The organism is Actinosynnema sp. NPDC023794 (assembly GCF_040639675.1).
In the GTDB taxonomy this organism is placed as follows: domain Bacteria; phylum Actinomycetota; class Actinomycetes; order Mycobacteriales; family Pseudonocardiaceae; genus Actinosynnema; species Actinosynnema luteola.
This window is the reverse complement of sequence record NZ_JBFAFR010000007.1, coordinates 271,012-295,847: the sequence shown is the minus strand read 5'-3', so window position 1 is coordinate 295,847 and position 24,836 is coordinate 271,012. Positions and strand designations below refer to the sequence as shown.

The 24,836-nt window shown below is 72.1% G+C and carries 23 protein-coding genes; 16 read left to right on the top strand and 7 right to left on the bottom strand.

Annotation, left to right across the window (positions count from 1 at the left end; all coding sequences use genetic code 11):
• The first annotated feature begins 336 nt into the window (after positions 1-336).
• The 4 genes from AB0H12_RS18730 (at position 337) to AB0H12_RS18715 (ending at position 5,484) form a co-directional block, all read left to right on the top strand.
• Positions 337-2,451, top strand: coding sequence for a transglycosylase domain-containing protein (locus tag AB0H12_RS18730; RefSeq protein WP_499624085.1), 2,115 nt, complete (start codon positions 337-339; stop codon positions 2,449-2,451).
• A gap of 432 nt (positions 2,452-2,883) precedes the next feature.
• Entirely contained in the window at positions 2,884-3,684 is an 801-nt protein-coding gene (locus AB0H12_RS18725) for a M23 family metallopeptidase (protein ID WP_499624084.1), read from the top strand.
• A 265-nt stretch (positions 3,685-3,949) separates the two neighbouring features.
• On the top strand, positions 3,950-4,900 hold the full coding sequence (locus AB0H12_RS18720; protein WP_499624083.1) for an LLM class F420-dependent oxidoreductase: 951 nt from the start codon (positions 3,950-3,952) through the stop codon (positions 4,898-4,900).
• A gap of 2 nt (positions 4,901-4,902) precedes the next feature.
• On the top strand, positions 4,903-5,484 hold the full coding sequence (locus AB0H12_RS18715; RefSeq protein WP_499624081.1) for a TetR/AcrR family transcriptional regulator: 582 nt from the start codon (positions 4,903-4,905) through the stop codon (positions 5,482-5,484).
• A gap of 9 nt (positions 5,485-5,493) precedes the next feature.
• On the opposite strand, the gene AB0H12_RS18710 is transcribed toward AB0H12_RS18715, so the two are convergent.
• On the bottom strand, positions 5,494-5,958 hold the full coding sequence (locus AB0H12_RS18710) for a peroxiredoxin (protein WP_499624080.1): 465 nt from the start codon (positions 5,956-5,958) through the stop codon (positions 5,494-5,496).
• Positions 5,959-6,067: 109 nt separating this feature from the next.
• Between AB0H12_RS18710 and AB0H12_RS18705 the strand changes: the two genes are divergently transcribed.
• The 6 genes from AB0H12_RS18705 to treZ all read left to right on the top strand — a co-directional run bounded on the left by AB0H12_RS18705 (position 6,068) and on the right by treZ (position 15,666).
• Positions 6,068-6,991 carry a LacI family DNA-binding transcriptional regulator gene (locus AB0H12_RS18705; protein WP_499624122.1) on the top strand — a complete coding sequence of 308 codons (924 nt, stop codon included), beginning with the start codon at positions 6,068-6,070 and terminating at the stop codon, positions 6,989-6,991.
• Positions 6,992-7,112: 121 nt separating this feature from the next.
• The gene (gene malQ, locus AB0H12_RS18700; protein ID WP_499624079.1) at positions 7,113-9,005 is read left to right on the top strand and encodes a 4-alpha-glucanotransferase; all 1,893 of its coding nucleotides are present in this window, start codon (positions 7,113-7,115) and stop codon (positions 9,003-9,005) included.
• Positions 9,006-9,093: 88 nt separating this feature from the next.
• Positions 9,094-9,432, top strand: a complete 339-nt coding sequence (locus AB0H12_RS18695; protein WP_499624078.1) for a hypothetical protein — start codon at positions 9,094-9,096, stop codon at positions 9,430-9,432.
• Between the two features lie 50 nt (positions 9,433-9,482).
• Positions 9,483-11,606, top strand: a complete 2,124-nt coding sequence (gene glgX / locus AB0H12_RS18690) for a glycogen debranching protein GlgX (RefSeq protein ID WP_499624077.1) — start codon at positions 9,483-9,485, stop codon at positions 11,604-11,606.
• Between the two features lie 56 nt (positions 11,607-11,662).
• Positions 11,663-13,861: a malto-oligosyltrehalose synthase gene (gene treY / locus AB0H12_RS18685; RefSeq protein ID WP_499624121.1), complete on the top strand. Its 2,199-nt coding sequence runs from the start codon at positions 11,663-11,665 to the stop codon at positions 13,859-13,861.
• A gap of 59 nt (positions 13,862-13,920) precedes the next feature.
• On the top strand, positions 13,921-15,666 hold the full coding sequence (gene treZ / locus AB0H12_RS18680; RefSeq protein ID WP_499624076.1) for a malto-oligosyltrehalose trehalohydrolase: 1,746 nt from the start codon (positions 13,921-13,923) through the stop codon (positions 15,664-15,666).
• On the opposite strand, the gene AB0H12_RS18675 is transcribed toward treZ, so the two are convergent.
• Positions 15,626-16,147 (bottom strand): ANTAR domain-containing protein, encoded by a 522-nt coding sequence (locus AB0H12_RS18675; RefSeq protein ID WP_499624075.1) that lies wholly within the window; start codon positions 16,145-16,147, stop codon positions 15,626-15,628. The two genes, treZ and AB0H12_RS18675, sit on opposite strands and share 41 nt — an antisense overlap.
• Before the next feature lie 235 nt (positions 16,148-16,382).
• Positions 16,383-16,742, bottom strand: a complete 360-nt coding sequence (locus tag AB0H12_RS18670; RefSeq protein WP_499624074.1) for a VOC family protein — start codon at positions 16,740-16,742, stop codon at positions 16,383-16,385.
• 73 nt (positions 16,743-16,815) lie between these two features.
• On the opposite strand from AB0H12_RS18670, the gene AB0H12_RS18665 reads away from it, so the two are divergent.
• From AB0H12_RS18665 to AB0H12_RS18655, 3 genes are all read left to right on the top strand, one after another.
• Entirely contained in the window at positions 16,816-16,998 is a 183-nt protein-coding gene (locus AB0H12_RS18665; protein WP_499624073.1) for a CsbD family protein, read from the top strand.
• Positions 16,985-17,602: a UdgX family uracil-DNA binding protein gene (locus tag AB0H12_RS18660; RefSeq protein WP_499624072.1), complete on the top strand. Its 618-nt coding sequence runs from the start codon at positions 16,985-16,987 to the stop codon at positions 17,600-17,602. Before AB0H12_RS18665 ends, AB0H12_RS18660 begins: the two co-directional genes overlap by 14 nt.
• A 307-nt stretch (positions 17,603-17,909) precedes the next feature.
• Positions 17,910-18,638, top strand: coding sequence for an SDR family NAD(P)-dependent oxidoreductase (locus AB0H12_RS18655; RefSeq protein WP_499624071.1), 729 nt, complete (start codon positions 17,910-17,912; stop codon positions 18,636-18,638).
• A 156-nt stretch (positions 18,639-18,794) separates the two neighbouring features.
• On the opposite strand, the gene AB0H12_RS18650 is transcribed toward AB0H12_RS18655, so the two are convergent.
• Positions 18,795-19,310 carry a lytic polysaccharide monooxygenase auxiliary activity family 9 protein gene (locus tag AB0H12_RS18650; protein ID WP_499624070.1) on the bottom strand — a complete coding sequence of 172 codons (516 nt, stop codon included), beginning with the start codon at positions 19,308-19,310 and terminating at the stop codon, positions 18,795-18,797.
• 371 nt (positions 19,311-19,681) lie between these two features.
• Entirely contained in the window at positions 19,682-20,278 is a 597-nt protein-coding gene (locus AB0H12_RS18645; RefSeq protein WP_499624069.1) for a hypothetical protein, read from the bottom strand.
• A 483-nt stretch (positions 20,279-20,761) separates the two neighbouring features.
• Here AB0H12_RS18645 and AB0H12_RS18640 point away from each other — a divergent pair, with 483 nt between their 5' ends.
• The 3 genes from AB0H12_RS18640 (at position 20,762) to AB0H12_RS18630 (ending at position 23,101) form a co-directional block, all read left to right on the top strand.
• A complete protein-coding gene (locus AB0H12_RS18640) occupies positions 20,762-20,890 on the top strand; it encodes a hypothetical protein (protein WP_499624068.1) in 129 nt (42 codons plus the stop codon).
• 151 nt (positions 20,891-21,041) lie between these two features.
• Positions 21,042-22,199 (top strand): response regulator, encoded by a 1,158-nt coding sequence (locus AB0H12_RS18635; protein ID WP_499624067.1) that lies wholly within the window; start codon positions 21,042-21,044, stop codon positions 22,197-22,199.
• Between the two features lie 170 nt (positions 22,200-22,369).
• The gene (locus tag AB0H12_RS18630) at positions 22,370-23,101 is read left to right on the top strand and encodes an alpha/beta hydrolase (protein WP_499624066.1); all 732 of its coding nucleotides are present in this window, start codon (positions 22,370-22,372) and stop codon (positions 23,099-23,101) included.
• Positions 23,102-23,246: 145 nt separating this feature from the next.
• Here AB0H12_RS18630 and AB0H12_RS18625 read toward each other — a convergent pair whose 3' ends face one another.
• Both AB0H12_RS18625 and AB0H12_RS18620 read right to left on the bottom strand, forming a co-directional pair.
• Entirely contained in the window at positions 23,247-24,137 is an 891-nt protein-coding gene (locus AB0H12_RS18625; RefSeq protein WP_499624065.1) for a DUF4231 domain-containing protein, read from the bottom strand.
• A complete protein-coding gene (locus AB0H12_RS18620; protein WP_499624063.1) occupies positions 24,134-24,769 on the bottom strand; it encodes a hypothetical protein in 636 nt (211 codons plus the stop codon). The genes AB0H12_RS18625 and AB0H12_RS18620 overlap by 4 nt, the downstream gene beginning before the upstream one ends.
• Positions 24,770-24,836 lie beyond the last annotated feature (67 nt).

Below are 24,836 nucleotides of genomic sequence, written 5' to 3'. Positions count from 1 at the left end.
GCTGGAACGCTCGCCGGGACCACCCGATCGTGATCTTGCCGGCGGCGAACGCCTGTTCGATCATGGACCTGTCGCCGCACCGATCGGGCCCCCTGTCGAGAGGGGACGTCCGTGCCGTCGAGCGGGCGTGAGGCTGATCACCTCCCCGTGCCTGGCGGGCTCCGCCGTCCGGCCCAGTGGGGTTTGACCACGGTCTCCGGTGGGCAGGAGTAACTTCGACAACCGTCGTCGAAGATCGCGCCGAAACTTCTGCTCCTCGCGGAGCAACCCGTGGTGCTCTTCGTGCGACTTAGTCAGTGGGGGTTCCCGCGGGGTTGTGGAAGGGGTTGCTGGTCGGTGTTCGCCGCGCGCGCGACAGGTCTGGTCAAGTTGGTGGGGTTGTGCCTGATGGCGGGCGTGCTCGTCGCGGCGGTGCTGTTCCCGGTGGTCGGGGGGCTCGGCCTGGCGTCCAACCGGGCCGCGGACACGGTGGACCAGACCTCGGGTGAGTTGACCAAGGCCGAGCTGCCCCTCGTGACGACCGTGCTCGACATGCACGGCCAGCCGATCGCCTACCTCTACGACCAGTACCGCGTGCCCGTGCCGTCCGAGGGCATCGCGGACACGATGAAGGCCGCGATCATCGCGATCGAGGACAAGCGGTTCTTCGAGCACAAGGGCGTCGACTGGCAGGGCATCGCCCGCGCCGCCGCCAAGGCGGGCGTCGAGGGTGAGACCACCCAGGGCGCCTCGACCCTCACCCAGCAGTACGTGAAGAACTACCTCGCCTTCGTGGTCGGCAAGGGCTCCGAGGAGGCCTACGAGAAGGCGACCGAGGTGACGTTGGGCCGCAAGATCAGCGAGGCCCGGATCGCCACCCAGCTCGAGCAGAAGATGAGCAAGGACGAGATCCTCACCGCCTACCTCAACGTCGTCCCGTTCGGCAACGGCGCGTACGGCGTCGGCGCGGCGGCCCGCACCTACTTCGACACCACCCCGGACAAGCTGACCGTGCCGCAGGCCGCGATGCTCGCCGGCCTGGTCAACGAGCCGAGCAGGCTCAACCCGGGCTCCGACGTCGACGCCGCGATCAAGCGCCGCAACACCGTGATCGACCGGATGCGCGACAACGGCGCGTTCGGCCCCGACGCGAAGGTCGCCGAGGAGAAGGCCGCCGAGTACAAGGCCACCGACATCGGCGTCGTGCCCGACCTGAAGCTGCTGCCCAACGGCTGCGTCGGCGCGGGCGACGGCCCGGTCTACGGCTTCTTCTGCCGCTACCTGATCGACTACCTGGAGAAGGCGGGCCTCCCGACCGAGGAGCTGCTGCGCGGCGGGTACACGATCACCACCACGATGGACCCGGTCGCCACCCGCGCGGCCAAGGACGCCGCCATGGCGCAGGTGCCCAAGACCCAGCCGGGCATCGCCAACGCGATGGCCGTGGTGGAGCCGGGAGGGGACAAGCACCGGGTGCGCGCGCTGGCCGCCAACCGCGACTTCGGCAACAACGCCGACGCCGGGCAGAGCGCATACTCGATCCCCGCCGAGGTGACCAAGTTCGGCGCGGGCTCGATCTACAAGGTGTTCACCGCCGCCTCGGCGCTGGAGCGCGGCGTCACGGGCATCGACAAGCAGATCGACGTGCCGAAGACCTACACCTCGAAGGTCTACAAGGACGGCAGCAAGCCGTACACGGTCAAGAACGCGGGCGACTACCCGGAGAAGATGACCTTGACCCAGGCGTTGGCCCAGTCGCCGAACACCGCGTTCATCATCCTGGAGGAGAAGGCCGGGTTGAACAACGTGGTCGACATGGCCTACCGGCTCGGGCTGCGCGAGTCGATGCAGGGCGTCGACTGGCGCGGCGACCCGCTCAAGGCCGACGGTTCCAACGGCCCGTCGCAGGGCGACGTCTACAAGCGGGACAACAGCGGCTCGTTCACCCTTGGCGCCGGCCCGACCAGCGTGCTGGAGCTGTCGAACGTCGCGGCGACGATCGTGAGCGGCGGCAAGTGGTGCCCGCCGACGCCGGTGGAGAAGGTCGTCGACCGCAACGGCCGGCCCGTGCAGCTGAAGGAAGCGCCGTGCGACCAGGCCGTCGCGCCCGAGGTGGCCAACGCGCTGGCCGTCGGCATGAGCGCGGACACCAAGGCGGGCGGCACGGCGGCGGGCGCGGCGTCCGGCTGGAACCGGCCGATGATCGGCAAGACCGGCACCACCGAGAACCACTGGTCCGTGGCGTTCATCGGCGCCACTCCGCAGTTCGCCGGCGCGGTCATGACGTTCACCGATGGGGTGGCGCCGCAGGTGATCTGCAACGGCACCCCGCCGAGGCTCTGCGGCACGAACGACGCCGGCGGCGTTTACGGTGGTCAGGTGGCTGCGCCGACGTGGTTCAACGCCATGCGGGTGATCCACGAGGGCAAGCCTCCCGCCGACCTGCCGCCGGTCGAGCCGCGCTACCGGTAGTCGACCTTCGTCACGGGTTACGTCACGCCCAAAGTTGCCTCTGACCTGGGCTTTTATAACGGCCTGATACGGAACATACGGTTACTTGAACACGTAGTGTGACGATCAGTGGGGTGTGTCACCAAAAAGCACTAGTCGTAGTGCCGAGGCTTGCCCTTTCTTGTTACATCGGGTTACGGTCCCCGCCGCATGTCACGGTTCGGTCACCATAGGGACACGGCGTCGCTCCCCGAAAGCGCCGCCAGCCTGGATCCCCCGCCAGGTGTCCCTGTGACCGGGCCGTGCTCCCCGATGCAGGAAGGCACTACCTTGGCACGGCACACGAAAGCGGACGGTCGACGCGCGTTCCTCGCGCCCCGCACCCCGTCCCGCAACCGCTCCCATCGCGCCGAGTGCGATCGGAAGCCCGTCAGTGGCCGGGTCGCGGCCGCAGTGGTCGCGGCAGGCGCCCTCGCCACCGGCGTGGGCGCCGCCGGCGGCGGGTTCGACGCCGGCGACACCCGGTTCCTCCCGGTCGCCGCCAGCTCGGACCTGGCGGCGGCGCTCGTCCACACCTCGGCGCCCCGGCAGGCCGACGTCCGCACGGTGCACGCCGTCGACCCCGCGTTCGAGGCGGCGAAGCTGATGCGCTCCGAAGGGCTCCTCGTCCGGCAGCACGTCGACCAGGCGATCCGCCACGCGTCCGAGGGCTTCGCCGCCCGGCAGGCCGAGCAGAAGCGGCAGCAGGACGCCGCGGCGGCCGAGAAGGCCCGCGTCGACGCCGAGAACGCCCGGATCGCCGAGGAGCAGGCCCGGGCCGCCGAGCAGAAGGCCGCCGAGGAGGCCGCCGCCGCGGCGGCGCGGCGTCCGACGGTGGCCAAGCCCGCCGAAGGCTCGTTCACGTCCGGCTTCGGCGCCCGCTGGGGCACGACGCACTACGGCGTGGACATCGCGAACGACATCGGCACCCCGATCCTGTCCGCGATGGACGGCGTCGTCGTCGAGGCGGGCCCGGCGTCCGGCTTCGGCCTGTGGGTGCGCGTGCAGCACAACGACGGCACCATCACCGTCTACGGCCACGTCAACGAGACCCTCGTGTCGGCCGGTCAGCAGGTCCACGCGGGCCAGCAGATCGCCACCATGGGCAACCGCGGCCAGTCCACCGGCCCCCACCTGCACTTCGAGGTGTGGATCAACGGCTCGCAGAAGATCGACCCGGTCGGCTGGCTGGGCGAGCGCGGCATCTCCCTCTGAGACCTCGCGCACCGCGGCGAGCGCGCTGAAGCTGGAACACGCGCAACCCCGCGCCTGAAGCCGCGCACGACGGGCTTGTTTCTGCCCCGCCGGGCTCACTCCGGCGGGGCAGAACGGCGTGCGGAGGCGGTACGCGCACCGTCCGGTTACCCGCTCCCGGGGCCGGGTGACACGTGTGCTGCGTCACCCGGCCGTGCGCCTGCGGCATACCGACTGGTCGGTACCTGAGGTACGGTGGCGGCCGGACACCTTCAGGGAGGCGATCGTGGGTCGTTGGGGAATCACCCTGCCGCTGACGGGAGTGCCGGTGCTCGACCACCGCGCGCTGGTGGCCGAGCTCGCCGACCTCGGCTACACCGACGTGTGGTCGGCCGAGACCGCGGGCACGGACGCCTTCACGCCGCTGGCGCTGGCCGCGCAGTGGTCCGACCGCGTCCGGCTCGGCACCGCCATCGCGCCCGTCTACACGCGCGGGCCGGCGACGCTGGCCATGACCGCCGCGACGCTGGCCGAGGTGTCCGGCGGGCGGTTCGTGCTGGGCATCGGGGCGTCCTCGCCCGCGATCGTCGAGCGGTGGAACGGCGTGCCGTTCACCGAGCCGTTCAAGCGCACCCGGGACACGCTGAGGTTCCTCAAGGCCGCGTTGACGGGCGAGAAGGTGTCCGAGGAGTACGAAACGTTCGCCGTGCGCGGTTTCAAGCTGGAGCGCGCGCCCGAGCACCCGGTGCCGATCATGCTGGCCGCGCTGCGACCCGGGATGCTGCGGCTGGCCGGTCGCGAGGCCGACGGCGCCATCACCAACTGGCTCGCCGCCGCCGACGTGCCCAAGGTGCGCGCCGAGATGAGCGGCGGCGAACTGGCCGCGCGGATCTTCGTGTGCCCGACCGAGGACGCCGATGCCGCCCGCGCGCTGGGCCGCATGTTGATCAGCACCTACCTGACCGTCCCCGTGTACGCGGCGTTCCACGACTGGCTCGGCCGCGGCGAGGCGCTGCGCCCCATGCACGAGGCGTGGGCGTCCGGCGACCGGCGCGGCGCCGCCGCGCTCATCCCGGACGAGGTGGTCGACGCGCTGATCGTGCACGGCAGCGTGGACGAGTGCCGCGCGCGCGTGGCCGAGTACGCGTCCAACGGCGTCGACACGCCCGTGATCGCGCTGCTGCCCACCGGCGCGGACCAGCGCGACCTGGTGCGCGCACTGGCGCCGGGGGCCTGACCGTGGCGCGGCGGACCGGGGCGACGCCCGAGCGGATCGTGGGCGCGGCCGTGCGGTTGTTCGCCGCCAAGGGGTTCGACGCGACGACGGTGCAGGAGGTCGTCGAGGCCGCCTCGGTCACCAAGGGCGCGCTCTACCACTACTTCGGTTCCAAGGACGACCTGCTGTTCGAGATCTACCGCTCGCTGATCGGGCGGCAGATGGCCGACCTCGACGGGATCGTGGCGGCCGGGCTGGACGCGGCCACCACGGTGCGGCGGATCGTGGTCAGCCTGGTCGAGACGACCGCGGCGAGCGTGGACGAGACCGCGGTGTTCGTGCGCGAGATGCACCGGCTCGACGCGGACCGGATGGCAGCCTTCCGGTCCGAGCGGCGGCGGTACCACGAGACGTTCCGGTCGGTGGTCGAGCAGGCCCAGCGGGACGGCGGGTTCAGCTCGGCCGTGCCCGCCGACACCGTGGTCCTGATCGCGCTGGGCGTGGTCAACCAGCTGCCGACCTGGTACCGGCCGGACGGGCCCAAGTCGCCGACCCGGCTCGGCGGCGAGATCGCCGACTTCGTGCTCGCCGGGCTGCGGCCGTGACGGCGGCGGTCAGCTCGCGCGGTTGGCCCGTTCGCGCAGCGCGGTGAGCGCCTTGTCGGCGTGCGCGTTCATGGCGAACTCGGATTTGATGACTTCGATCACGGTGCGGTCCGTGTCGATGACGAACGTGTGCCGCTTCACGGGCAGCGGGCCGAAGCGGCGCTTCACGCCGAACGCCGCGGCCACCGCGCCGTCGCCGTCGGACAGCAGCGGGTAGTCGAAGTCGTGCCGGGTCGCGAACTGGTTCTGCCGCTGCACCGAGTCCGGGCTGATGCCCACCCGCTGCGCCCCCACCTCGGCGAACTCGGTCGCCAGGTCGCGGAAGTGGCAGCTCTCCGCGGTGCACCCGGCGGTCATCGCGGCGGGGTAGAAGAACAGCACCACCGGCCCGTCGGCGAGCAGGTCGGACAGCGCGCGCGACGTGCCGTCCTGGTCGGGCAGGGTGAAGTCGGGTGCCTGGTCGCCGGCCTTCATGGCAGTCCTTCCGCAGGGTGTCGATCACGTCTCGCAGGGTGCTCGCGACGAGGCAACCGTACGGTTCTCGCTAATCTCGTACCAGGCCGGGAGGTGTGAGTTGACGAGCATGTCCGACGTGGCGCGGGCCGCCGGTGTGTCCGCCGCGACGGTGTCGCGCGCGTTGCGCGGCGAGCCCGGCGTCTCCGACGCGACCCGCCGGTACGTCACCGAGGTCGCCAAGCGGATGCGGTACGCGATCGCCCGGGACGCCTCCAGCCTCGCGGGCGGGCGCCGGTACGCCGTCGCGGTGCTCACCGCCGACGTCGGCCGAGGCGACCTGCTCGCGGGAGCGGAGGGCGCGTTGCGGCAGGCCGGGTACGACGTGCTGCTCTACGTGCTGCGCGACGCCGACGCGCGCAAGCGGTTCTTCGAGGAGCTGCCGCTGGCCCGGCGGGTCGACGGCGTGCTGGCGCTGGCGGTCAACCTCACCGACGCCGAGGACGCCGCGCTGGCGGGCCTGGACGTGCCGGTGGTCGCGGTGTGGGACGACGACCTGCGCGAGGCGCTGCGGCTGGCCGTCGGCCACCTCACCGCGTCGGGTCACCGGGACGTCGCGCTGGTCCTGGCCGGCGACATCGACGAGTCCTACGACGAGGTGCTGGTCGAGCGGGGCCTGCCGCTCCGTCCCGAGTGGACGTTGTGGTCGTCCTCGACGGTGGCGGGCGGCGAGCAGGTGGTGGACGCGCTGCTGGACGGCGAGCGCCTGCCGTCCGCGGTGATCAGCACGAGCGGCGAGGTGGCGCTCGGCGTGTTCCTGCGGCTGCGCCGCGACGGGCGCGACGTGCCCGGCGACGTGTCGATCCTCAGCCTGGAGGGCACGGACCTGGCGCGCGCGGTGGGCATCACGGCGGTGGAGGGCGCGTGGCGCGAGCGCGGCGAGCACGCCGTCGAGGTGCTGCTGGCCCGGTTGCGCGGCGAGTCGGACGAGACCGAGCCGCCGTCGGTGCAGCTCGTGGTGCGCGACTCGACCGGTCCGGCACGCGAAGTGTGAGCATTGAGGTTTGGGCGTCACTCGGCTGGGTTATTAACCACGGGCAACCTCCTGCAACCTTCGGGTGACCACCTGTCACCGGTCTGGATTCGAACCGACGGGGAAGGCGAAGCTGTCCGACGTGGACGACGAGCTCGCGGCACTGGCCGAGGCCCACGGCGTGGCCACCCACTACGAGGACGCCAACCAACGCCGAGCGGACGTCGACCCCGACGTGGTCGTCGCGGTGCTCGCGCAGCTGGACGTGGACGCCTCCACGCCGGAGGCGGTGCGACGCGCGCTCGCCGCGCCGGAACCACCGCCGCGCACCGTCGTCCTCCGCGAGGGCGACGTCCTGGACGAGGGCGGCACGGTCGAGCTGGAGGACGGCGGCCGGGTCGAGCTGCCCGCCGCGCTGCCCCTGGGCTACCACCGGCTCGGTGCGCGGACCGTGATCGTCGCGCCGCGCAAGCTCCCTCCCGTCCCCCGATCCTGGGGTTGGATGCTCCAGCTCTACGCGATGCGCTCGGCCGAGTCGTGGGGCATGGGCGACTACGCCGACCTGGCGACCCTGGCCCGGCGCAGCGCGGCAGAGCTCGGCGCGGGCGTGCTGCTGGTCAACCCCGTGCAGGCGATCAGCCCGACCCTGCCGGTGGAGCGCTCGCCGTACTCGCCGTCGAGCCGCCGCTTCGCCAACCCGCTCTACCTGCGGATCGCCGACCTCCCGGCCTACCGGGCCGCCGACGCCGCGACCCGCGCGGAGATCGACGCGCTGCGCCCGCCCAACGACACCGAGCTGATCGACTACGACGCCGTGTGGACGGCCAAGGCCAAGGCGCTCGAACTGCTCTGGCGGCGCGAGGAGCACCGCGCGCCCGAGGGCGACCTGCTGGACTTCGCCCGGTTCTGCGCGCTGGCCGAGGCGCACGGCCCGGACTGGCGCGAGTGGCCGCCGGCGCAGCGCGACCCGGCCACGGCCACCGCCGACCCCGAACGGGTGGCGTTCCACGCGTGGCTGCAGGAGTTGTGCGAGCAGCAGTTGGCCGCCGCGCGCCGGGCCGCGCGCGACGCGGGCATGCCGGTCGGCGTCGTGCACGACCTGCCGGTCGGCGTGCACCCCGGCGGCGCGGACACGTGGGCGGTGCGGGACGCGTTCGCCGCGGACGTCACGGTCGGCGCGCCGCCGGACGCGTTCAGCCGGCTCGGCCAGGACTGGGGCCTGCCGCCCTGGCGGCCCGACCGGCTCGCCGAGCAGGGCTACGAGCCGTTCCGGGCCGTGGTGCGCAGCGTGCTGCGGCACGCGGACGGCATCCGCGTCGACCACGTCGCGGGCCTGTGGCGGCTCTGGTGGATCCCGCCGGGCGAGGCGCCCGGGCGCGGCACGTACGTCCACTACGACCCGGACGCGATGCTGGCCGTGCTGACGCTGGAGGCGCACCGGGCCGGCGCCGTCGTCGTGGGCGAGGACCTGGGCACGGTGGAGCCGAAGGTCACCGAGGCGTTGCACGAGCACGGGATGCTCAGCTCGGCCGTGCTGTGGTTCCAGCGCGAGTACGACCTGCCCGACCACCCGCTCATCCCGCCGGAGAAGTGGACCGCGTCGGCGATGGCGAGCATCTCCACCCACGACCTGCCGACCGTGGCCGGGTTCCTGGCCGCCGAACACGTTCGGGTGCGAGCCGACCTGGGGCAGTTTGACGGGCCGGTGGACCGGGAATATCAGGCAGCCGAGCGAGAGCGCGCCGAGTTGCTCGAACTCCTCAAGCAGGAAGGTGTGCCTGCCGATGACTTGGTTACCGCGTTCCACGCTTTGCTCGCGAAGGTCCGTTCCGTGCTCGTGCTGACATCGCCGCAGGACGCGCTGGGCGAGACGCGCCAGCCGAACCTGCCAGGCACCACCGACCAGTACCCGAACTGGCGCATCCCGCTGCCCGTGGCGCTCGCCGACCTGTTCGACGACCCGGGCGTGCGGCGGGTGGCGGAGGCCCTGGCGGGCTCCCGCCCGGCCGCGGCAGGCGGGGTCGGAGCGCGATGAAGCGGAACGTGCACGTCACAGCGCGCGGCCCGGCCGCGGAGTATCGTCAGCCAGTCACCCGCGCCATGGTTGGAGGTGGCAGTCACCCGTGAACACCGACTTGATGTCCCGCACCGGGCTGGTGCCGGAGCAGATGGTTCCCCAGAGCAGCCCGGTGGGCCCCCTGGAGGCGGCTGTCGAGAAGGTCCTGGTGGACGTCCGGCCGTCGAACCTGGCCGATCCGCTCGCCGGGGTCGGGCACGCCGAGGAGTCCTTGAGGGACGCCCTGCGGCGCACCGACGCAGGCGCCGACGACGCGCTGACCCAGGCGGTGGCCTGCGCCGAGGCAGCCTGCGAGCACCTGCGCTACGGCGAGCTGCAGGAAGCGAGGCTGCTCCTCGTCGCGGCACGCGGCCAGCTCGTCAGGTCGCACGCCGGCCGGACCTGACCTAGAACGGTAGGGGTCGGATCGTTCCAGTTCGTCCGGAGGAAAACCCTGTGCGCCCCTGGCCCGGAACTCCCTACCCGCTCGGCGCCACCTACGACGGCGTCGGCACCAACTTCACCCTCTTCTCGGAGGTCGCGGACCACGTCGAGCTGTGCCTGTTCGACGACGACGGCGCCGAGACGCGCGTGCGGCTGCCCGAGGTGGACGGCTTCGTGCACCACGGCTACCTCCTCGGCGTCGGTCCCGGCCAGAAGTACGGCTACCGCGTGCACGGACCGCACGACCCGGCGCGCGGCCTGCGCTGCAACCCGAACAAGCTGCTGATCGACCCGTACGCCAAGGCGATCACCGGTGACGTCGACTGGCACGAGGCGCTGTTCGGGTACCGGTTCGGCGACCCGGACGCGCGCAACGACCTCGACTCGGCGGGTCACGTGCCGCTGTCGGTCGTGGTCAACCCGTTCTTCGACTGGGCGAACGACCGGCCGCCGAAGACGCCGTACAACGAGTCGGTCGTCTACGAGGCGCACGTGCGCGGCTTGACCATGCAGCACCCCGAGGTGCCGCAGCGGTTGCGCGGCACGTACGCCGGACTGGCGCACCCGGCGGTGATCGACCACCTCAAGGGCCTCGGCGTCACGGCGCTCGAACTCATGCCGGTGCACCACTTCATCACCGATCACGGGCTGGCGCAGAAAGGCCTCGGCAACTACTGGGGCTACAACACGATCGGGTTCTTCGCGCCGCACTCCGGTTACGCCGCGATGCCCGAGTCGGCGAACCAGGTGCAGGAGTTCAAGGGCATGGTGCGCGCCCTGCACGAGGCGGACATCGAGGTCATCCTCGACGTGGTCTACAACCACACCGCCGAGGGCAACCACCTCGGGCCCACGATGTCCATGCGCGGCATCGACAACCAGGCGTACTACCGGCTGGTGGACGACAAGCCGCAGTTCTACACCGACTACACCGGCACCGGGAACTCGCTGAACGTGCGCAGCCCGCACACGTTGCAGCTGATCATGGACTCGCTGCGGTACTGGGTGACCGAGATGCGCGTGGACGGGTTCCGGTTCGACCTGGCCGCCACCCTGGCCCGCGAGTTCTACGACGTCGACCGGCTGTCGACGTTCTTCGACCTGGTGCAGCAGGACCCGGTGGTGAGCCAGGTCAAGCTGATCGCCGAGCCGTGGGACGTCGGGCCGGGCGGCTACCAGGTCGGCAACTTCCCGCCGCTGTGGACCGAGTGGAACGGCAAGTACCGCGACACCGTGCGCGACTTCTGGCGCGGCGAGCCGGCGACGCTGGGCGAGTTCGCGTCCCGCATCACCGGGTCGTCGGACCTGTACCAGGACGACGGCAGGCGGCCGTACGCGTCGGTCAACTTCGTAACCGCGCACGACGGGTTCACGCTCAACGACCTCGTGTCGTACAACGAGAAGCACAACGCCGCCAACGGCGAGGATGGCCGTGACGGCGCGGACGACAACCGGTCCTGGAACTGCGGTGTCGAGGGGCCGACCGACGACCCCGAGGTGAACGACCTGAGGGCCAGGCAGCGGCGCAACCTGCTGGCCACGACGCTGCTCTCGCAAGGCGTGCCGATGCTGCTGCACGGCGACGAGCTGGGGCGGACGCAGCAGGGCAACAACAACGCCTACTGCCAGGACAACGAGCTGTCCTGGGTGGACTGGACGCTGGCGGAGAAGAACCGGGACCTGGTGGAGTTCACCTCGGCGTTGACCGCGTTCCGCAGGCAGCACCCCGTGCTGCGGCGGCGCCGGTTCTTCCAGGGCAAGCCGATCCGCAAGGGCGACGAACTCCGCGACATCGCCTGGTTCACACCTTCGGGTGAAGAGATGACGGAGCAGCACTGGGGCGACGACTTCGGCCGCTGCGTCGTGGTGTTCCTCAACGGTGAAGGCATCCCCGACCTCGACCAGAGGGGGATGCGGGTGCTGGACGACTCGTTCCTGCTCGCGTTCAACGCGCACCACGAGGACATCGAGGTCACCCTGCCCGAGGAGGGCTACGGCGCGAGGTGGACGGTCGTGATCGACACGGCGACGGGTGAGGTGACACCGCCCGAGCAGGGCGAGGTGGTGGCGGGAGGCGGCACGCTCACGCTGGTGGCGCGGTCGCTCGTGGTGCTGCAGCGGCTGGAGCAGGAGTGACGGAATTGTCGGACCCCGCCGGTAACCTGAAAGCAGGGGACCCCCAGGGGGGACGCCTGCGAAGCGACGCGGTCGGCGAGGTCGGTGCGGCGCCCGCGTCGACCTACCGGGTCCAGTTCACCCCCGACTTCACCTTCGCCGACGCCGAGGCCGTGGTCGACTACCTCGACGCGCTGGGCGTCGGCGCGCTGTACGCCTCACCCGTGCTGGAGGCCGTGCCCGGCTCCACGCACGGCTACGACGTGGTCGACCCGACCCGGGCCCGCGAGGAGCTGGGCGGCGAGTCGGGGCGGGTGGCGCTGCACAAGGCGCTCAGGCGGGCCGGGCTCGGGTTCGTGCTCGACATCGTGCCCAACCACATGGCGGTCGGCCACGACGACGCAAACCGGTGGTGGTGGGACGTGCTCCGGCATGGCCGGGGGTCGCGGTACGCGAAGTTCTTCGACGTCGACTGGGACTCCGGGCCGTTGCTGCTGCCGTTCGCCGGCGACGAGGCGTCGGAGGAGGAGCACGAGCACTACCGGCTGGTGTTCTGGCGGCGCGGCAACACCGAGCTGAACTACCGGCGGTTCTTCGACATCACCACGTTGGCCGCGGTGCGGGTCGAGGATCCCGAGGTGTTCGACGCGACCCACGGCGAGGTGCTCCGGTGGGTCGCGGCGGGCGAGGTGACCGGCCTGCGGGTCGACCACCCCGACGGCCTGGCCGACCCCGGCGGGTACGTGCGGCGGCTCCGGGAACGCGCCGGCGTGTGGCTGGTGGTGGAGAAGATCCTCGGCGCGGACGAACGGCTGCCCGTGAGCTGGCCGGTCGACGGCACCACGGGCTACGACGCGTTGCGCGAGGTCTGCGGGCTGTTCGTGGACCCGGCGGGCGAGCCGGCGTTCACGGCGCTGGCCGAGGAGTTCGGCGTGCCGACGGACTTCGCCGCGGTCGAGCACGAGTGCCGCGACCTGGCGACCCGGACGATCCTGCGCGCCGAGGTGCGGCGGATCGCGGCCCTGGTGCGTGACGCGGACCGCGCGGAGGCCGAACGCGCGGTCGCCGAGGTCATGGTCAACTTCCCGGTCTACCGCTCGTACCTGCCCGAAGGGCTCGACGCGTGGACGGCGGCGGTGAGCGCGGCGACGTCGCCCGCGGCCCCGGCCCTGGACCGGCAGGTCCGCGCCGAGCCGCACGGCGAGCTGGCCACCCGGATCCAGCAGACGTCCGGCATGGTGGTCGCGAAGGGCACCGAGGACACCGCGTTCTACCGGTGCACCCGGTTCGTGGCGCTCAACGAGGTCGGCGGCGCGCCGGACCGGTTCGGGGTGCCGCCGAGCGAGTTCCACGCGCGTGCGGCGGCCCGTGAGGCGGGGCTGCCCGCGGCGATGACGGCGTTGTCGACGCACGACACCAAGCGGTCGGAGGACGTGCGGGCCCGGCTCGCGGTGCTGGCCGAGCTGCCGGGGGAGTTCGCCGAGTCGGTGCGCCGGTGGACGGCGTCGCACCCGATCGACGAGCCGTCGCTGACCATGCTGGCGTGGCAGTCGCTGGTCGGCGCGTGGCCGATCACCGCCGACCGGATGCGCGCCTACCTGGACAAGGCGGCCAAGGAGTCGAAGGTCCGCACCACGTGGATCGACCACGACGAGGCGTTCGAGGCGGCCGTGGCGGCGTGGCCGGAGCAGGTGCTGTCCGGCCCCGTGGCGGCCGAGGTGGCGTCGTTCGTGGAGCGGATCGTCGCGCCCGGCTGGTCCAACGCGCTCGGGCAGAAGCTGGTGCAGCTCACCGCGCCCGGTGTGCCGGACGTGTACCAGGGCACCGAGCTGTGGGACCTGTCGCTGGTCGACCCGGACAACCGGCGACCGGTGGACTACGAGGTGCGGCGGCGGCTGCTGGACAGGATCGAGGACGGCTGGCTGCCGGACGTGGACGACTCGGGCGCGGCCAAGCTGCTCGTCGTGCAGCGCGCGCTGCGGTTGCGCCGGGAACGGCCCGAGCTGTTCCGCGGCTACCGGCCGCTGGAGGCGTCCGGCCGGACCGCACCGCACGTAGTCGCGTTCGAGCGGACGGGTCTGGTCGCGGTGGCGACCCGCCTTCCGGTGGGATTGGCGAACGCGGGCGGCTGGGGCGACGCGGTGCTGCCGCTGCCGCCGGGTGAGTGGACCGACGTGCTCACCTCCCGCCCGGCGGCCACCAGGCTGGCGGACCTGCTGGACCGCTACCCGGTGGCGCTGCTGGTCGACCACCGGTCGAACCGGGGATCGGGCTGAGTCGGCGGGCCGGCGGACCCGGGAACGGGACTGAGCCGACGATCGGACTGAGGAGAGCTGTGGGTTTCGCGGTGTGGGCGCCGGCGCACGAGCGCGTCCGGGTGCGGGTCGACGGTCGGGACCACGAGATGACGGCCGGTGACGGCGGGTGGTGGCACTCGGACGTCGCGGGGGTCGACTACGGGTTCCTGCTGGGCGACTCCGACGACGTGCTGCCCGACCCGCGGTCGCGGTGGCAGCCGAACGGCGTCCACGCGGCGTCACGGGTCTACGACCACGCGGCGTTCGAGTGGACCGACCGGGCGTGGACCGGGCGCGCGTTGCCCGGCGCGGTGGTCTACGAGCTGCACATCGGCACGTTCACGTCCGCCGGCACGTTCGACGGCGCGGTGCGGCGGCTGGACCACCTGGTGGACCTCGGCGTCACGCACGTCGAGGTGATGCCCGTGAACTCGTTCGACGGCACGGCGGGCTGGGGCTACGACGGCGTGCTGTGGGGCGCGGCGCACGAGCCGTACGGCGGGCCGGACGGGTTCAAGCGGTTCGTGGACGCCTGCCACGCGCGCGGCCTGGCCGTGCTGCTGGACGTGGTCTACAACCACCTCGGGCCGTCCGGCGCGTACCTGGACCGGTTCGGGCCGTACTTCGCGGGCAGCAACGACTGGGGACCGGGCCTGAACCTCGACGGCGAGGGCTCCGACGAGGTCCGCCGGTACGTGGTCGACAACGCGGTGGGCTGGCTGCGCGACTTCCACGTGGACGGGTTGCGGCTCGACGCCGTGCACGCACTCGTGGACCGCAGCGCGACGCACGTGCTGGAACAGCTGGCGGTAGAGGTGGACGCGCTGTCGGCCGCCGTGCGCAGGCCGTTGACGTTGATCGCCGAGTCGGACCTGAACGACGCCCGGCTGGTGACGGCGCGGGAAGGCGGCGGCTACGGCCTGCACGCCCAGTGGGACGACGACCTGCACCACGCGCTGCACGTGGCGTTGAGCGGCGAGACGTTCGGCTACTACCCGGACTTCGAGGGCGGGCTGGGCAAGACGCTGCGCGAGGTGTTCCTCCACGCGGGCACGTGGTCGTCGTTCCGGGGCAGGCGCCACGGCCGTCCGGTGGACCGCGACCGGCTGCCCGGCTACAGGTTCCTCGCCTACCTGCAGAACCACGACCAGGTCGGCAACCGCGCCACCGGCGACCGGCTGTCGGCCGCGGTGTCGTGGCGGCGGCAGGCGGTGGGCGCGGCGATCGTGCTCTGCTCCCCTTACACGCCGATGATCTTCATGGGCGAGGAGTGGGCGGCGGGCACGCCCTGGCAGTTCTTCGCGTCGTTCCCGGACCCCGGGCTGGCCGAGGCGGTGCGGACGGGGCGGCGGCGCGAGTTCGGCCGGCACGGGTGGGGCGAGTCGGAGGTGCCCGACCCGATCGACCCGGAGACCGTGCGGCGGTCCACGCTGCGCTGGGACGAGGTGTCCGCGCCCGGCCACCGGGAGCTGTTCGACCTCTACCGGGCGTTGATCGCGCTGCGCCGGTCGCGCCCGGAGCTGGCGGATCCGCGGCTGGACCGGTTCGTCGTGCGCGAGGAGGGTGCGGTGCTCGTGCTGCACCGGGGTTCGCTGCGGGTGCTGTGCAACCTCGGGGAGGACGCCGTGGTGCGGCTCGACGTCGAGCCGGGCGAGGTGCTGCTCGCGTCGGCGGAGGTGGAAGTGGACGGGCAGGCGGTGCACCTGCCCGCCGACTCCTTCGCCATCGTCGACCGGGCGTCGGTCACGGTCCCTGGTCGGGGACGAGCCAGCCGACCTCGGTGAGCTTCTCCGCCAACAGCCGACCGGCCGACTCGACCTGGTCGGCCAGCCGTCTTCGCACCTCCGGCCGGTCGTCGCCGGAGTGCTGAGCCGCGTCGTAGGCCGCGACCAGCCCGCGTGCCGCGCTCACCACCTCGACACCGGGCCACTCGGCGACGGCGACGTGGCCGTCGCCCGGCTCGGGGTCGGGCGCGACCTCGGCGGAGGCGTGGACGGCGCGCACCGCCTGTCGCGGTCCCAGCTCGGTGGAGAGGTCGAGCAGCTTCAGCGCGATCGTGTGCAGCTTCACGTTGTGGTGCTGTGACATCCGCACGAGCAGCTGGAACCCCTCCTGGGGCGTGCAGCCCTGCACCGCGGATATCAGGCCGGTGGCCTGCCCGATCACGGTGCGCGTCTGCACCGCTTTGCGCAGTCCCAGGATCTCGGCCTCGAGGCTGGCGATCCGCGCGGTCAGCGAATCGTCGCGCCCGTTGTCCCCGACCACGGTCGGGCTCCTCTCTCGCACGTCGGTACCGGTCAGCCAGGCCAGCGGTGCGAGAGCGTCCGGACACGCGGGTGCCAGCACCCGGCAAGCCCGACAGCTCTCGCTGACCCTGGTGCCCTCGCGGGCGCCGGGTGGCTTGCGGCTGGCTTTTCAACCGCGTAGACGATCACCGTAGTAGAGGACGGGCGGCGCGGTGCAACTGGCAGGGGTTTTCCGCGTGGCGCGCGGTGGGGGTTCAGCTCGCCGGCAGCACGCAGAACTCGTTGCCCGCCGGGTCGGCGCACACCACCCACGGCAGGGTCGGGTCGGCGTCGACCACGCGGGCGCCGAGGCCGGTGAGCCGTGCCACGTCCGCGTCCCGGTCGCCGTCGGCGGCGAGGTCGAGGTGCAGCCGGTTCTTGGCCCGCTTCGGCTTCGTGACGGGCTGTAGCACGAGTATCGGACCGGTGCCCGTCAACTCGGTGTACTCGACCCCTTTCGGGTCTTTCCAGCGGCGTTCGACGCGGTAGCCCAGAGCCGTGCACCAGAACTCCTCCACGGCGCTGACCTGGTCCGATGGACAGTCCACGGCGATGGCGAGGATGCGTGCGGTCATGTCGTCGGAGTTTCCCCGTTCGGGCGATGGGTATCCGTCGGTGGACGGAGAAGTCCCGACGAGAGGAACGGTCATGGGGACCGACGACAAGGTCAGCAACAAGGCCGAGGAGCTCAAGGGCCGGGCGAAGGAAGCGGTCGGCGACGCCACCGACAACGAGCAGTGGCAGGCCGAGGGCCGCGCCGAGCAGGCCAAGGGGTCGCTGAAGCAGGCGGGGGAGAAGGTCAAGGACGCCTTCCGCGGTGACGACCGCTAGTCACGCCTCCAGCGCCGCCGCGTTCGTGCCCGAGGGCGCGGACCTGGCGGCGCTGCGCCGTGCCGCGGCCGGGTGCCAGGGGTGCGAGCTGTACGAGCCGGCCACGCAGACCGTGTTCGGCGCGGGGCCGGGGGACGCCGGGTTGGTGCTCGTGGGCGAGCAGCCCGGCGACGTGGAGGACCGGCAGGGCGAGCCGTTCGTCGGGCCCGCCGGCCGACTGCTGGACGAGGCCGACCTGGCCCGTGAGGGCGTCTACCTGACCAACGCGGTCAAGCACTTCAAGTTCGTGCCCGCCGAGCGCGGGAAGCGGCGCATCCACAAGACGCCGTCGCGAGGCGAGGTCGTGGCCTGCCTGCCGTGGTTGCACGCCGAGTTGGCGCAGGTCCGGCCCTCGCTGGTGGTGTGCCTCGGCGCGACGGCGGCCAAGGCCGTGCTGGGCAACGCGTTCAAGGTCACCGAACGCCGCGGCCAGGTCGAGCGGGTCGAGGACTACGACGTGATCGCGACCGTGCACCCGTCGGCGGTGCTCCGCGCTCCCGACCGCGACGAGGCGTACCGGAGCTTCCTCGCCGACCTGCGGGTCGTGCGCGCCCACTTGGGCTGACGTGCCCGTGAACGTGAAGCGGCCCCCTGACCGCTTCCCGCACCAGGTGCGGGCCGAGCTGGACTGGGCTCGGGGTCACGGGGGCCGGGTGGCTGCCTGGGATTCGCCCAGACCACCTGGGAAAGGTCGGTCCTAGCGGACAGCCACCTCACGACGAGTCCTATAGCTATTCAACTTCGGACCACCTCCTTCCTCGTGTGCCACGAACCTATGCGAGGCCGCTCGACGCCCGCAACGGATATTCCGGCTCGACCGCGGCGTCCGATTCCCGCCGGACCGGACTGCGGTGGCGCGACACGATCGCAGCATGAACTTCGAAGGCAAGGTCGTCCTGGTCACGGGCGGCAGCAGGGGTATCGGCGCGGCGATCGCGGTGCGGTTGGCGGAGTTGGGCGCGGACGTCGCGATCACCTACCGGACGAGCCCGGGTGACGTGGTCGACCGGGTGAAGGAGCTGGGGCGGCGGGTCGTGGCCCTGCGGGCGGACAGCGGTGACGCCGAGGCGGTGGTCGCGGCGGTGGAGGAGACCGTCGCGGTGCTGGGGCGGTTGGACGTGCTGGTGAACAACGCGGGCGAGTTCATCGTCGGGCCGGTGGAGGAGCTGGGGGTGGCCGAGTTCGACCGGACGTTCGACGTGAACGTGCGGGCGGCGTTCCTGGCGGTGAAGGCGGCGTTGCCGCACCTCGGCGACGGCGGGCGGGTGATCGGCATCGGCAGCAACGTGGCCGAGCGGGCGGTGTTCCCCGGGTTCTCGCTGTACTCGGCGTCGAAGGCGGCGTTGGCGGGGATGACGAAGGCGTTGGCGCGGGAGCTGGGGCCGCGGGGGATCACGGTGAACCTGGTGCACCCCGGTGCGACGGACACCGACATGAACCCGGCGGACGGCGCCGTTTCCGACGTCGTGCGGGGCTTCACGGCGGTGGGGCGTTACGCGGAGCCGTCGGAGATCGCGGCGGCGGTGGCGTTCCTGGCGTCAGACGAGGCCCGTTACGTGACGGGCGCCCAGCTGCACGTCGACGGCGGCTTCACCGCCTGACGCGCCGCGAGAGTCCTACGTTCACGCCGCGAGAGTCCTACGTTCAGAGCACCTGAGTTCAACGCTCAGCGCAGGGTCGGTGGAGCCTGAGCGTTGAACTCGGGGTGCGCGAACGTAGGACTCTCGCGCGCTGGTTGTAGGACTCTCGCGGTTGTGCTAGCTCGCGTTCACGTCGATGCAGGCGTAGAACGCGTTGGAGGTGTCGCCGATGTTCCAGATGGCGAGCACCGTCTGACGGCCGGACGTGCCCAGGTTCACCGTGTGCGACACGGTGGCCGGGGGTTGCTGCATGCCGCCGTCGACGAAGCCGACCCGCCTGCCGCTGACGTAGTACTCGTAGTTCGCGGTGCGGTGCCGTGCGGTGAAGGTCCAGGTGAACGTGACGGTCCGGCCGGTGTTCGCGACCTGCCAGCCCTTGCTGTTGTCGTTCAGCTCGGCGAACCGGGCGACGCCGCCGTTGCAGCTGCGCAGGCCCTTCGGACCTTCGACGCTCTGCGGCTCCCACTTGATGTCGCCGCACGACACGACGCCGCGGGCGCATTGCGCCTGGCGGCTGGCCGGTGACGAGACGTACCCGTGCGCGTAGGCGGGCGCCGAGGGCAGGGCGACCGTCACGAGCGGCGCGGCGAGCACGCCTGCCGCCACCGCGGCGATCCTTCGGCGGAGTGACATGTGGACTCCTCTGATCGGATGGGCGGAAACGCTTGTGGCGAACGCCAACCCGAGCGCGCTGGGTGGAGCGTTCACCCAAACGCGGCGGCCGGTCTAGACCATACTCTCTGTGATTGCACCGTGACAACCATCAAGCGCACCTGGTTCGGACGCGGCTGTCTGGTCCGGCTGAAGTTGTCGGTGTCCGGACGTCGCCGCTGCGCTGCGCGCGGCGTTCGCCGCTCCGACCGGCCTGCTGGACGGCGCTGAGCAGGTCGGCGATCCGATCGTGGTATTGCCGGTGTCGCGAGCACTGGGTGGGTCACGAACAACCCGGTCGGCGTCACGAGCGGGTGCCACCGAGCCCTCGAGTTGCTGTCTGTTGTCGGAACTCAGCGGACCAGCGGATCAGCCAGCAACAGCACTCGGTCAAGTACCGGATCGAACCCGAGGACCGGGTGGGCCTGGCTTCCACCCTCCGACGTCATGAGCACCGGCTTGCCCAGTTTCCGCCCGATCTCGCCGAAGAACCCGCAGAGGGTGTCGACGCCATCCTGCCCCTGCAACTCCCGCAGGTCGATGTCGAAGTCGATCTCCTCGGCCGACATGAGACGGAAGATCGCGAGCATCCCCGGAACCGGCCAGACCTTCAGCTCAACCAATTCGGCACCGGACGGGCGGGCGAGCGCGTCAGCGGCCAGGGGCAGCGGCAGCGCCGTGTCGCCCTGGACGAATTCCCACTGCCAACCACGCGCCTCGACCAGGTCGAACACAGCCTGCCAGTCCTCCGCCGAGGCATCCGGGACGACCACGTCAGGAAGTGCCCCCATCAGGTCGGGATCGAAGAAGCTCCTGACCTCATCCCAGCGAAGATCCGACACGCGGCCATGGTGCCCGGCCGGCGACGACGTCGCAGCCCAATTGCGCCGGCCGAGGTCGTCGGGTGGCATGCCGCCGGGCATGACACCGCCGTTGGCATCAGCGAACACCCGGCGGTCCGTTCTGCCGGTCGGTCCGGGCGGCATCCAGTCGTGCGGGCGGCTCGGACGGCCAGGGCGGCGACGGCGGCGTCCACGTCCGCGGCCGGTCTCGCACCCGAGCGGCCGGTGCCGGTCCTTGCGTTTGACATGCCGCACAACAGGGTCTGGCGCCGCGGCCGGCTCGTTATGTTGTTTTCGCGATCTTGCGCGCTTCGGCCGGGGCGCGCGACGGTTGATCCACCACACCTCCGGTGACGGGGGAGTGGCCGCTCTCCGACGGTCTTCTCCCGCAGCTGCGCTGCCGCGGGGCTCGTCGCGACAGCCCGCGATGGTCGCGTCCGCTGTCGAGAGGAGGTCGTCGAGGTGGCCGTTCCTTCGAGTCGGACGGCTCGGTCGAAACCGCTGGTGCGCACCACTCGGGTCCGCACCGCGCTTCGCCGGGTCGCGCGGTGGCGTCGCAACCGGGCGCCGAGGATCTGGAAGGTGGTACGCGTGGCCCTCTTGCTCTTGGAGGGCGTCGTGGCGCCGCTCAAGGGAGAGGCGGCCCTCGCCATCACGGCGAGGGCGCTCCTCGTGGTGGGTGACGCGATCGTCGACGCTGGCAGGCACAAGCGATCGTGAACCCGGGTCCGGCCGTCGCGAGGCGGCCGGACCGCCTCCCTTACAGGGAACAGCACCGATCGGCGCAAGCCAAGACGTGCCTTCGCGTCACTATCGTGAGGGCGACACGAAAGTGGTTTCGTTCCGGCGAATCGGGAGGGGGAACTCCTCGGTGACGACACCGACCTGCCAGGTCTGCGGAGGGCCCCTGCCCTTCTCGACCGAGACCGGTCGCCCGCGCAAGTTCTGCTCGGACCGGTGCCGCTCACGTGCCCACCGCGTCCGGAAGCACGAGACCGAACGCGCCACGGCACGGCTGGCGCGGCAGTGCGACGTCGAGGTCGCCGGGCACCGGTGCGAGCGGGCCGCGGCGTTCGCGCTCGCGGTGGACGGGCGGCAGCTCAAGGTCTGCCCCGCGTGCCGGGAACTGGCGCTGGCGTTCCTGGTCGGCCAGGGCGCGTCCGCGACGGCGGTGGAGATCAGGCCCGTCGCCGACGCGAGCACCGAACCGACGCGGACCGCTCCCCGCCCTCCCGGTGGGGGGAAGGTGCTGCTCATCGAGGACGACGACCGCGTGGCCGACGCGCTGATCGGCTCCCTGCGACGCCGGGGGTACGAGGTCGTGGCGGCCCGCGACGGCAGGACGGGGCTGCGCGAGGCGATCACGCAGCGTCCCGACGTGGTGCTGCTCGACCTCGGCCTGCCCGACATGGACGGCATCACCCTGCTGCGCAAGCTCCGCGGCGCGAGCGACATCCCGGTGATCGTCGTGACGGCGCGGGGCACGGTCGACGACATCGCCCTCGGCCTCGACATCGGCGCTGACGACTACCTCGTCAAGCCCTTCGACTTGGGGGAGCTCGTCGCCCGCATGCGCCGGGCCATGCGCCAGCGGGCCGCCCCGGCCGAGAAGGTCTACGACGACGGGGTCCTCCGCGTGGACTTCAGGCTGCCGGAGGTCCGCGTCGGCGACGCCGAAGCGGCCTGCTCCCCCCGCGAGCTCCGACTGCTCGAGATCCTGGTCCGGTCGGCAGGCTCCGTCCAGCCGATCGACGCGATCGTCGCGCACGTGTGGGGCGAATCCGCGGTGACGGTCCACCTGAAGCGCAACCTGGCCGTCGTCGTGGCCACCCTGCGCACGAAGCTCGCCACCGCAGGCCTCGACCCCAACGCGATCGTCACCGCGCACGGCCTCGGCTACTACTACCAACCGCCGAACCGGCCCACGCGGCCGGCATCGGGCCCGCGGATCGGCTACAGCCACGCGGAGCGGCTCCTGAACCCGCCGGACAAGCAGCCGCCGCCGGGCCGGCTCGACGTGCCCGGCTAAACCCGTTGGCGGGCAACGGCCGCCACTGCTACGTTGCCGGCGACCGCGCGAGAGATCGAGGAGGTGGTACCCGTGAACGTGTCGACATGGGTGCTCCCCTCCGGGGTCGCGGTCGGGCGATAGGTCGTCCGGGAGCGCCGTTCCGCGAGCACTCCCGAAAGGCACGACCCATGCGGTTCACCTCCGAACAGCGCTTCGACGACGGCGTCCTCGAGCGCGAGTTCACCCTCGGCGGGATCCCCGGCATCCTGTGGACGCCCGGATCCGCGTCCACGCCCGCCCCGCTGATCCTGCTCGGCCACCCCGGCGGGCTGCCCAGGACTTACCCGCGGCTGGTGGCCCGGGCCCGGCACGCCGCGGCGGAGGGCTTCGCCACGGCCACCATCGAACTGCCCGGTGGCGGTGACCGGCCCCGTTTCGCCGCCGTCGAACAGGCCCGCGCCGACCTGCGCGAGGCGCTGGAGGCCGGCGGGCCGGTCGACGACGGGATCGTCGACCGGCTCGTCCTCCCGCTGGTCGACCAAGCGGTCCCGGAATGGCGGGCCGCGCTGGACGCACTCCTCGCCCTGCCCGGGATCGGCGGCCCGGTCGGGTACTCGGGAGGGGTGATCTCCATCGGCGTCCGGCTGGCGGTGGTCGAGCCGCGCATCTCGGCCGCCCTGCTGTTCGCCGGGAGTTACGTGCCCCGCAGCGTGTTCGAGGAGGCCCGGCAGGTCTCCATCCCGTTGCAGGTCCTGCTGCAGTGGGACGACGAGGGGAACGACCGGCAGATGGCCCTGGACCTGTTCGACGCCTTCGGCTCCGAGGAGAAGACGTTGCACGCCAACATGGGCGGGCACACCGGCGTCCCTCGATTCGAGGGTGACGACGGGAACCGGTTCTTCGCCCGGCACCTGAGATGAGGCCGGGCCGTCGGGCCGGCAGCGGACGGTAGGGGTTCGGCACCGACTGGAGAAGGGCTCCGGCGGTCCCGGGTGGGATCGCCGCGGGCCGGCAGGCTCGTGCGCGGGGCGTGGCGACGTCGCCGGCGCACCGGCCCGGACGCCGTCAACTGGACGGTCGGGTCCGGGAAGCGCGCCACATCGTGTGCTCCCGGCTCACCGCCTCCTCCGCGTCGGCCACCTCGCTCGCCCACGAAGGCTCGTCCTCCACCAGCTCCAACCGGCTGCGCACGATCGCGAGCTCGTTGGCGGCGAACGTGTACGCGCGGGCCAGCGTGGACAGCTGGCGCAGGCTGATCCACGCCGTGCCCGCCGCGATCACCGCCGCCACCACGCCCGCCAGGTCGAACCGCACCGCGCCGACCGCCTTGCCCAACGCCGCGCAGATGCCGATCACCTCGATCGACAGCAACCCGGCCCGCCACCACCCGGCCAGCCGCTCGTTGCGCGCCGCCTTGGCGGTGTACCAGCGCTGCTGGTCGGCGACCCGCGCCCCCAGGTAGGCGGCCTTGCGCTCGGCGAACGGCGCCGCCCGCAGCGTCCTCATCCCCTCGGTGACCACGGGTCGCTGCGACGGCCGGATGCTCGTCGCCGGCGCGTCCTCCAGCAGTTCGTGCATCTGCTGGATGAACCGGCGCTCGGTCTCCGGCTCACCGCCCGCCTTGTCGAACGGCAGACCGCCGACGCTGAACTTCCACGCCAGGCTCTTCGCCGACTCGGCCAGCGCCCGGCCGTCGTACCAGCGGTCCTCGGGGCGGGCGGACTTCAGGTTCAGCTCGGTGACCGACACCGCGGCCAACGCGATCGCGGTGCCGATCGCGGCCACGTCGACCCGCCCGAGGACGAACGGCACCGCGCCCGTCGCGGCGGCGGCCACGGCGAGCAGCAGCCGCAGCCGGACCGCGCGGACGTAGCGGTGCTGCCCGTCCAGCGACGCGCTGTCCGCCGCCTCGAACAGGCCCGGCAGGTCGTCGTCGCCCAACCCCTTCGCCGTCATCGCTCCCCTCCCGGTCGGAAGACCCGTTCCACGTGCGCGCGCAGCTCGTCCAGGCCGAGCACGGTGGTCAACGGCGAGGTGGCGATCGCGGTGGACCGCTCGTCCGCGCCCTCGGCGATGGCGTCCGCGGTCCGACCGCTGCCGCGCAGCACGACCAGCGGGCGGTTGCGGCCCAGGCTGTGCTCGGCGTCGTCGAACGTGATCGGTCCGCCGTTGACGAGCACGGTCAGCGACGGCTCCGGTCCGGCGACCACGTCCGCCACCTCGGCCAGCCACGGCGACTCGTCACCCCACGCGTCACCGGGCACCAGCACCAGGTGGGTGTGGTTCGGCTCGAACGCGGCCAGGTCCACCGCCACCTCGGCGGCCACCCCGATCAACGGGAACCGCCCGCCCGCCGCCGCCCGCGCCCGACCGACGGCCCGCATCACGCCGACGTCCGTGCCGCCGTCCACCACCACCGCGCCGCACGCGTCGAGCAGCGGCACCATCTCGCGCAGCACCACCCCCAACGCCGCCACCCCGTCCCGGTCCATCCCGTCGGCGCCGCCGACCAGCACCAGCACCGGCCGCCCGACCGGCAACCCGGCGCCGCTCAACTCCGCCTCCGACCCGACCCGCACCCTGTCCACGATCCGCGACCGTACCGGCGTGCGTCCCACCGCACCTCCTTCCAGGCTCGCACCTCCTCGACGCGGC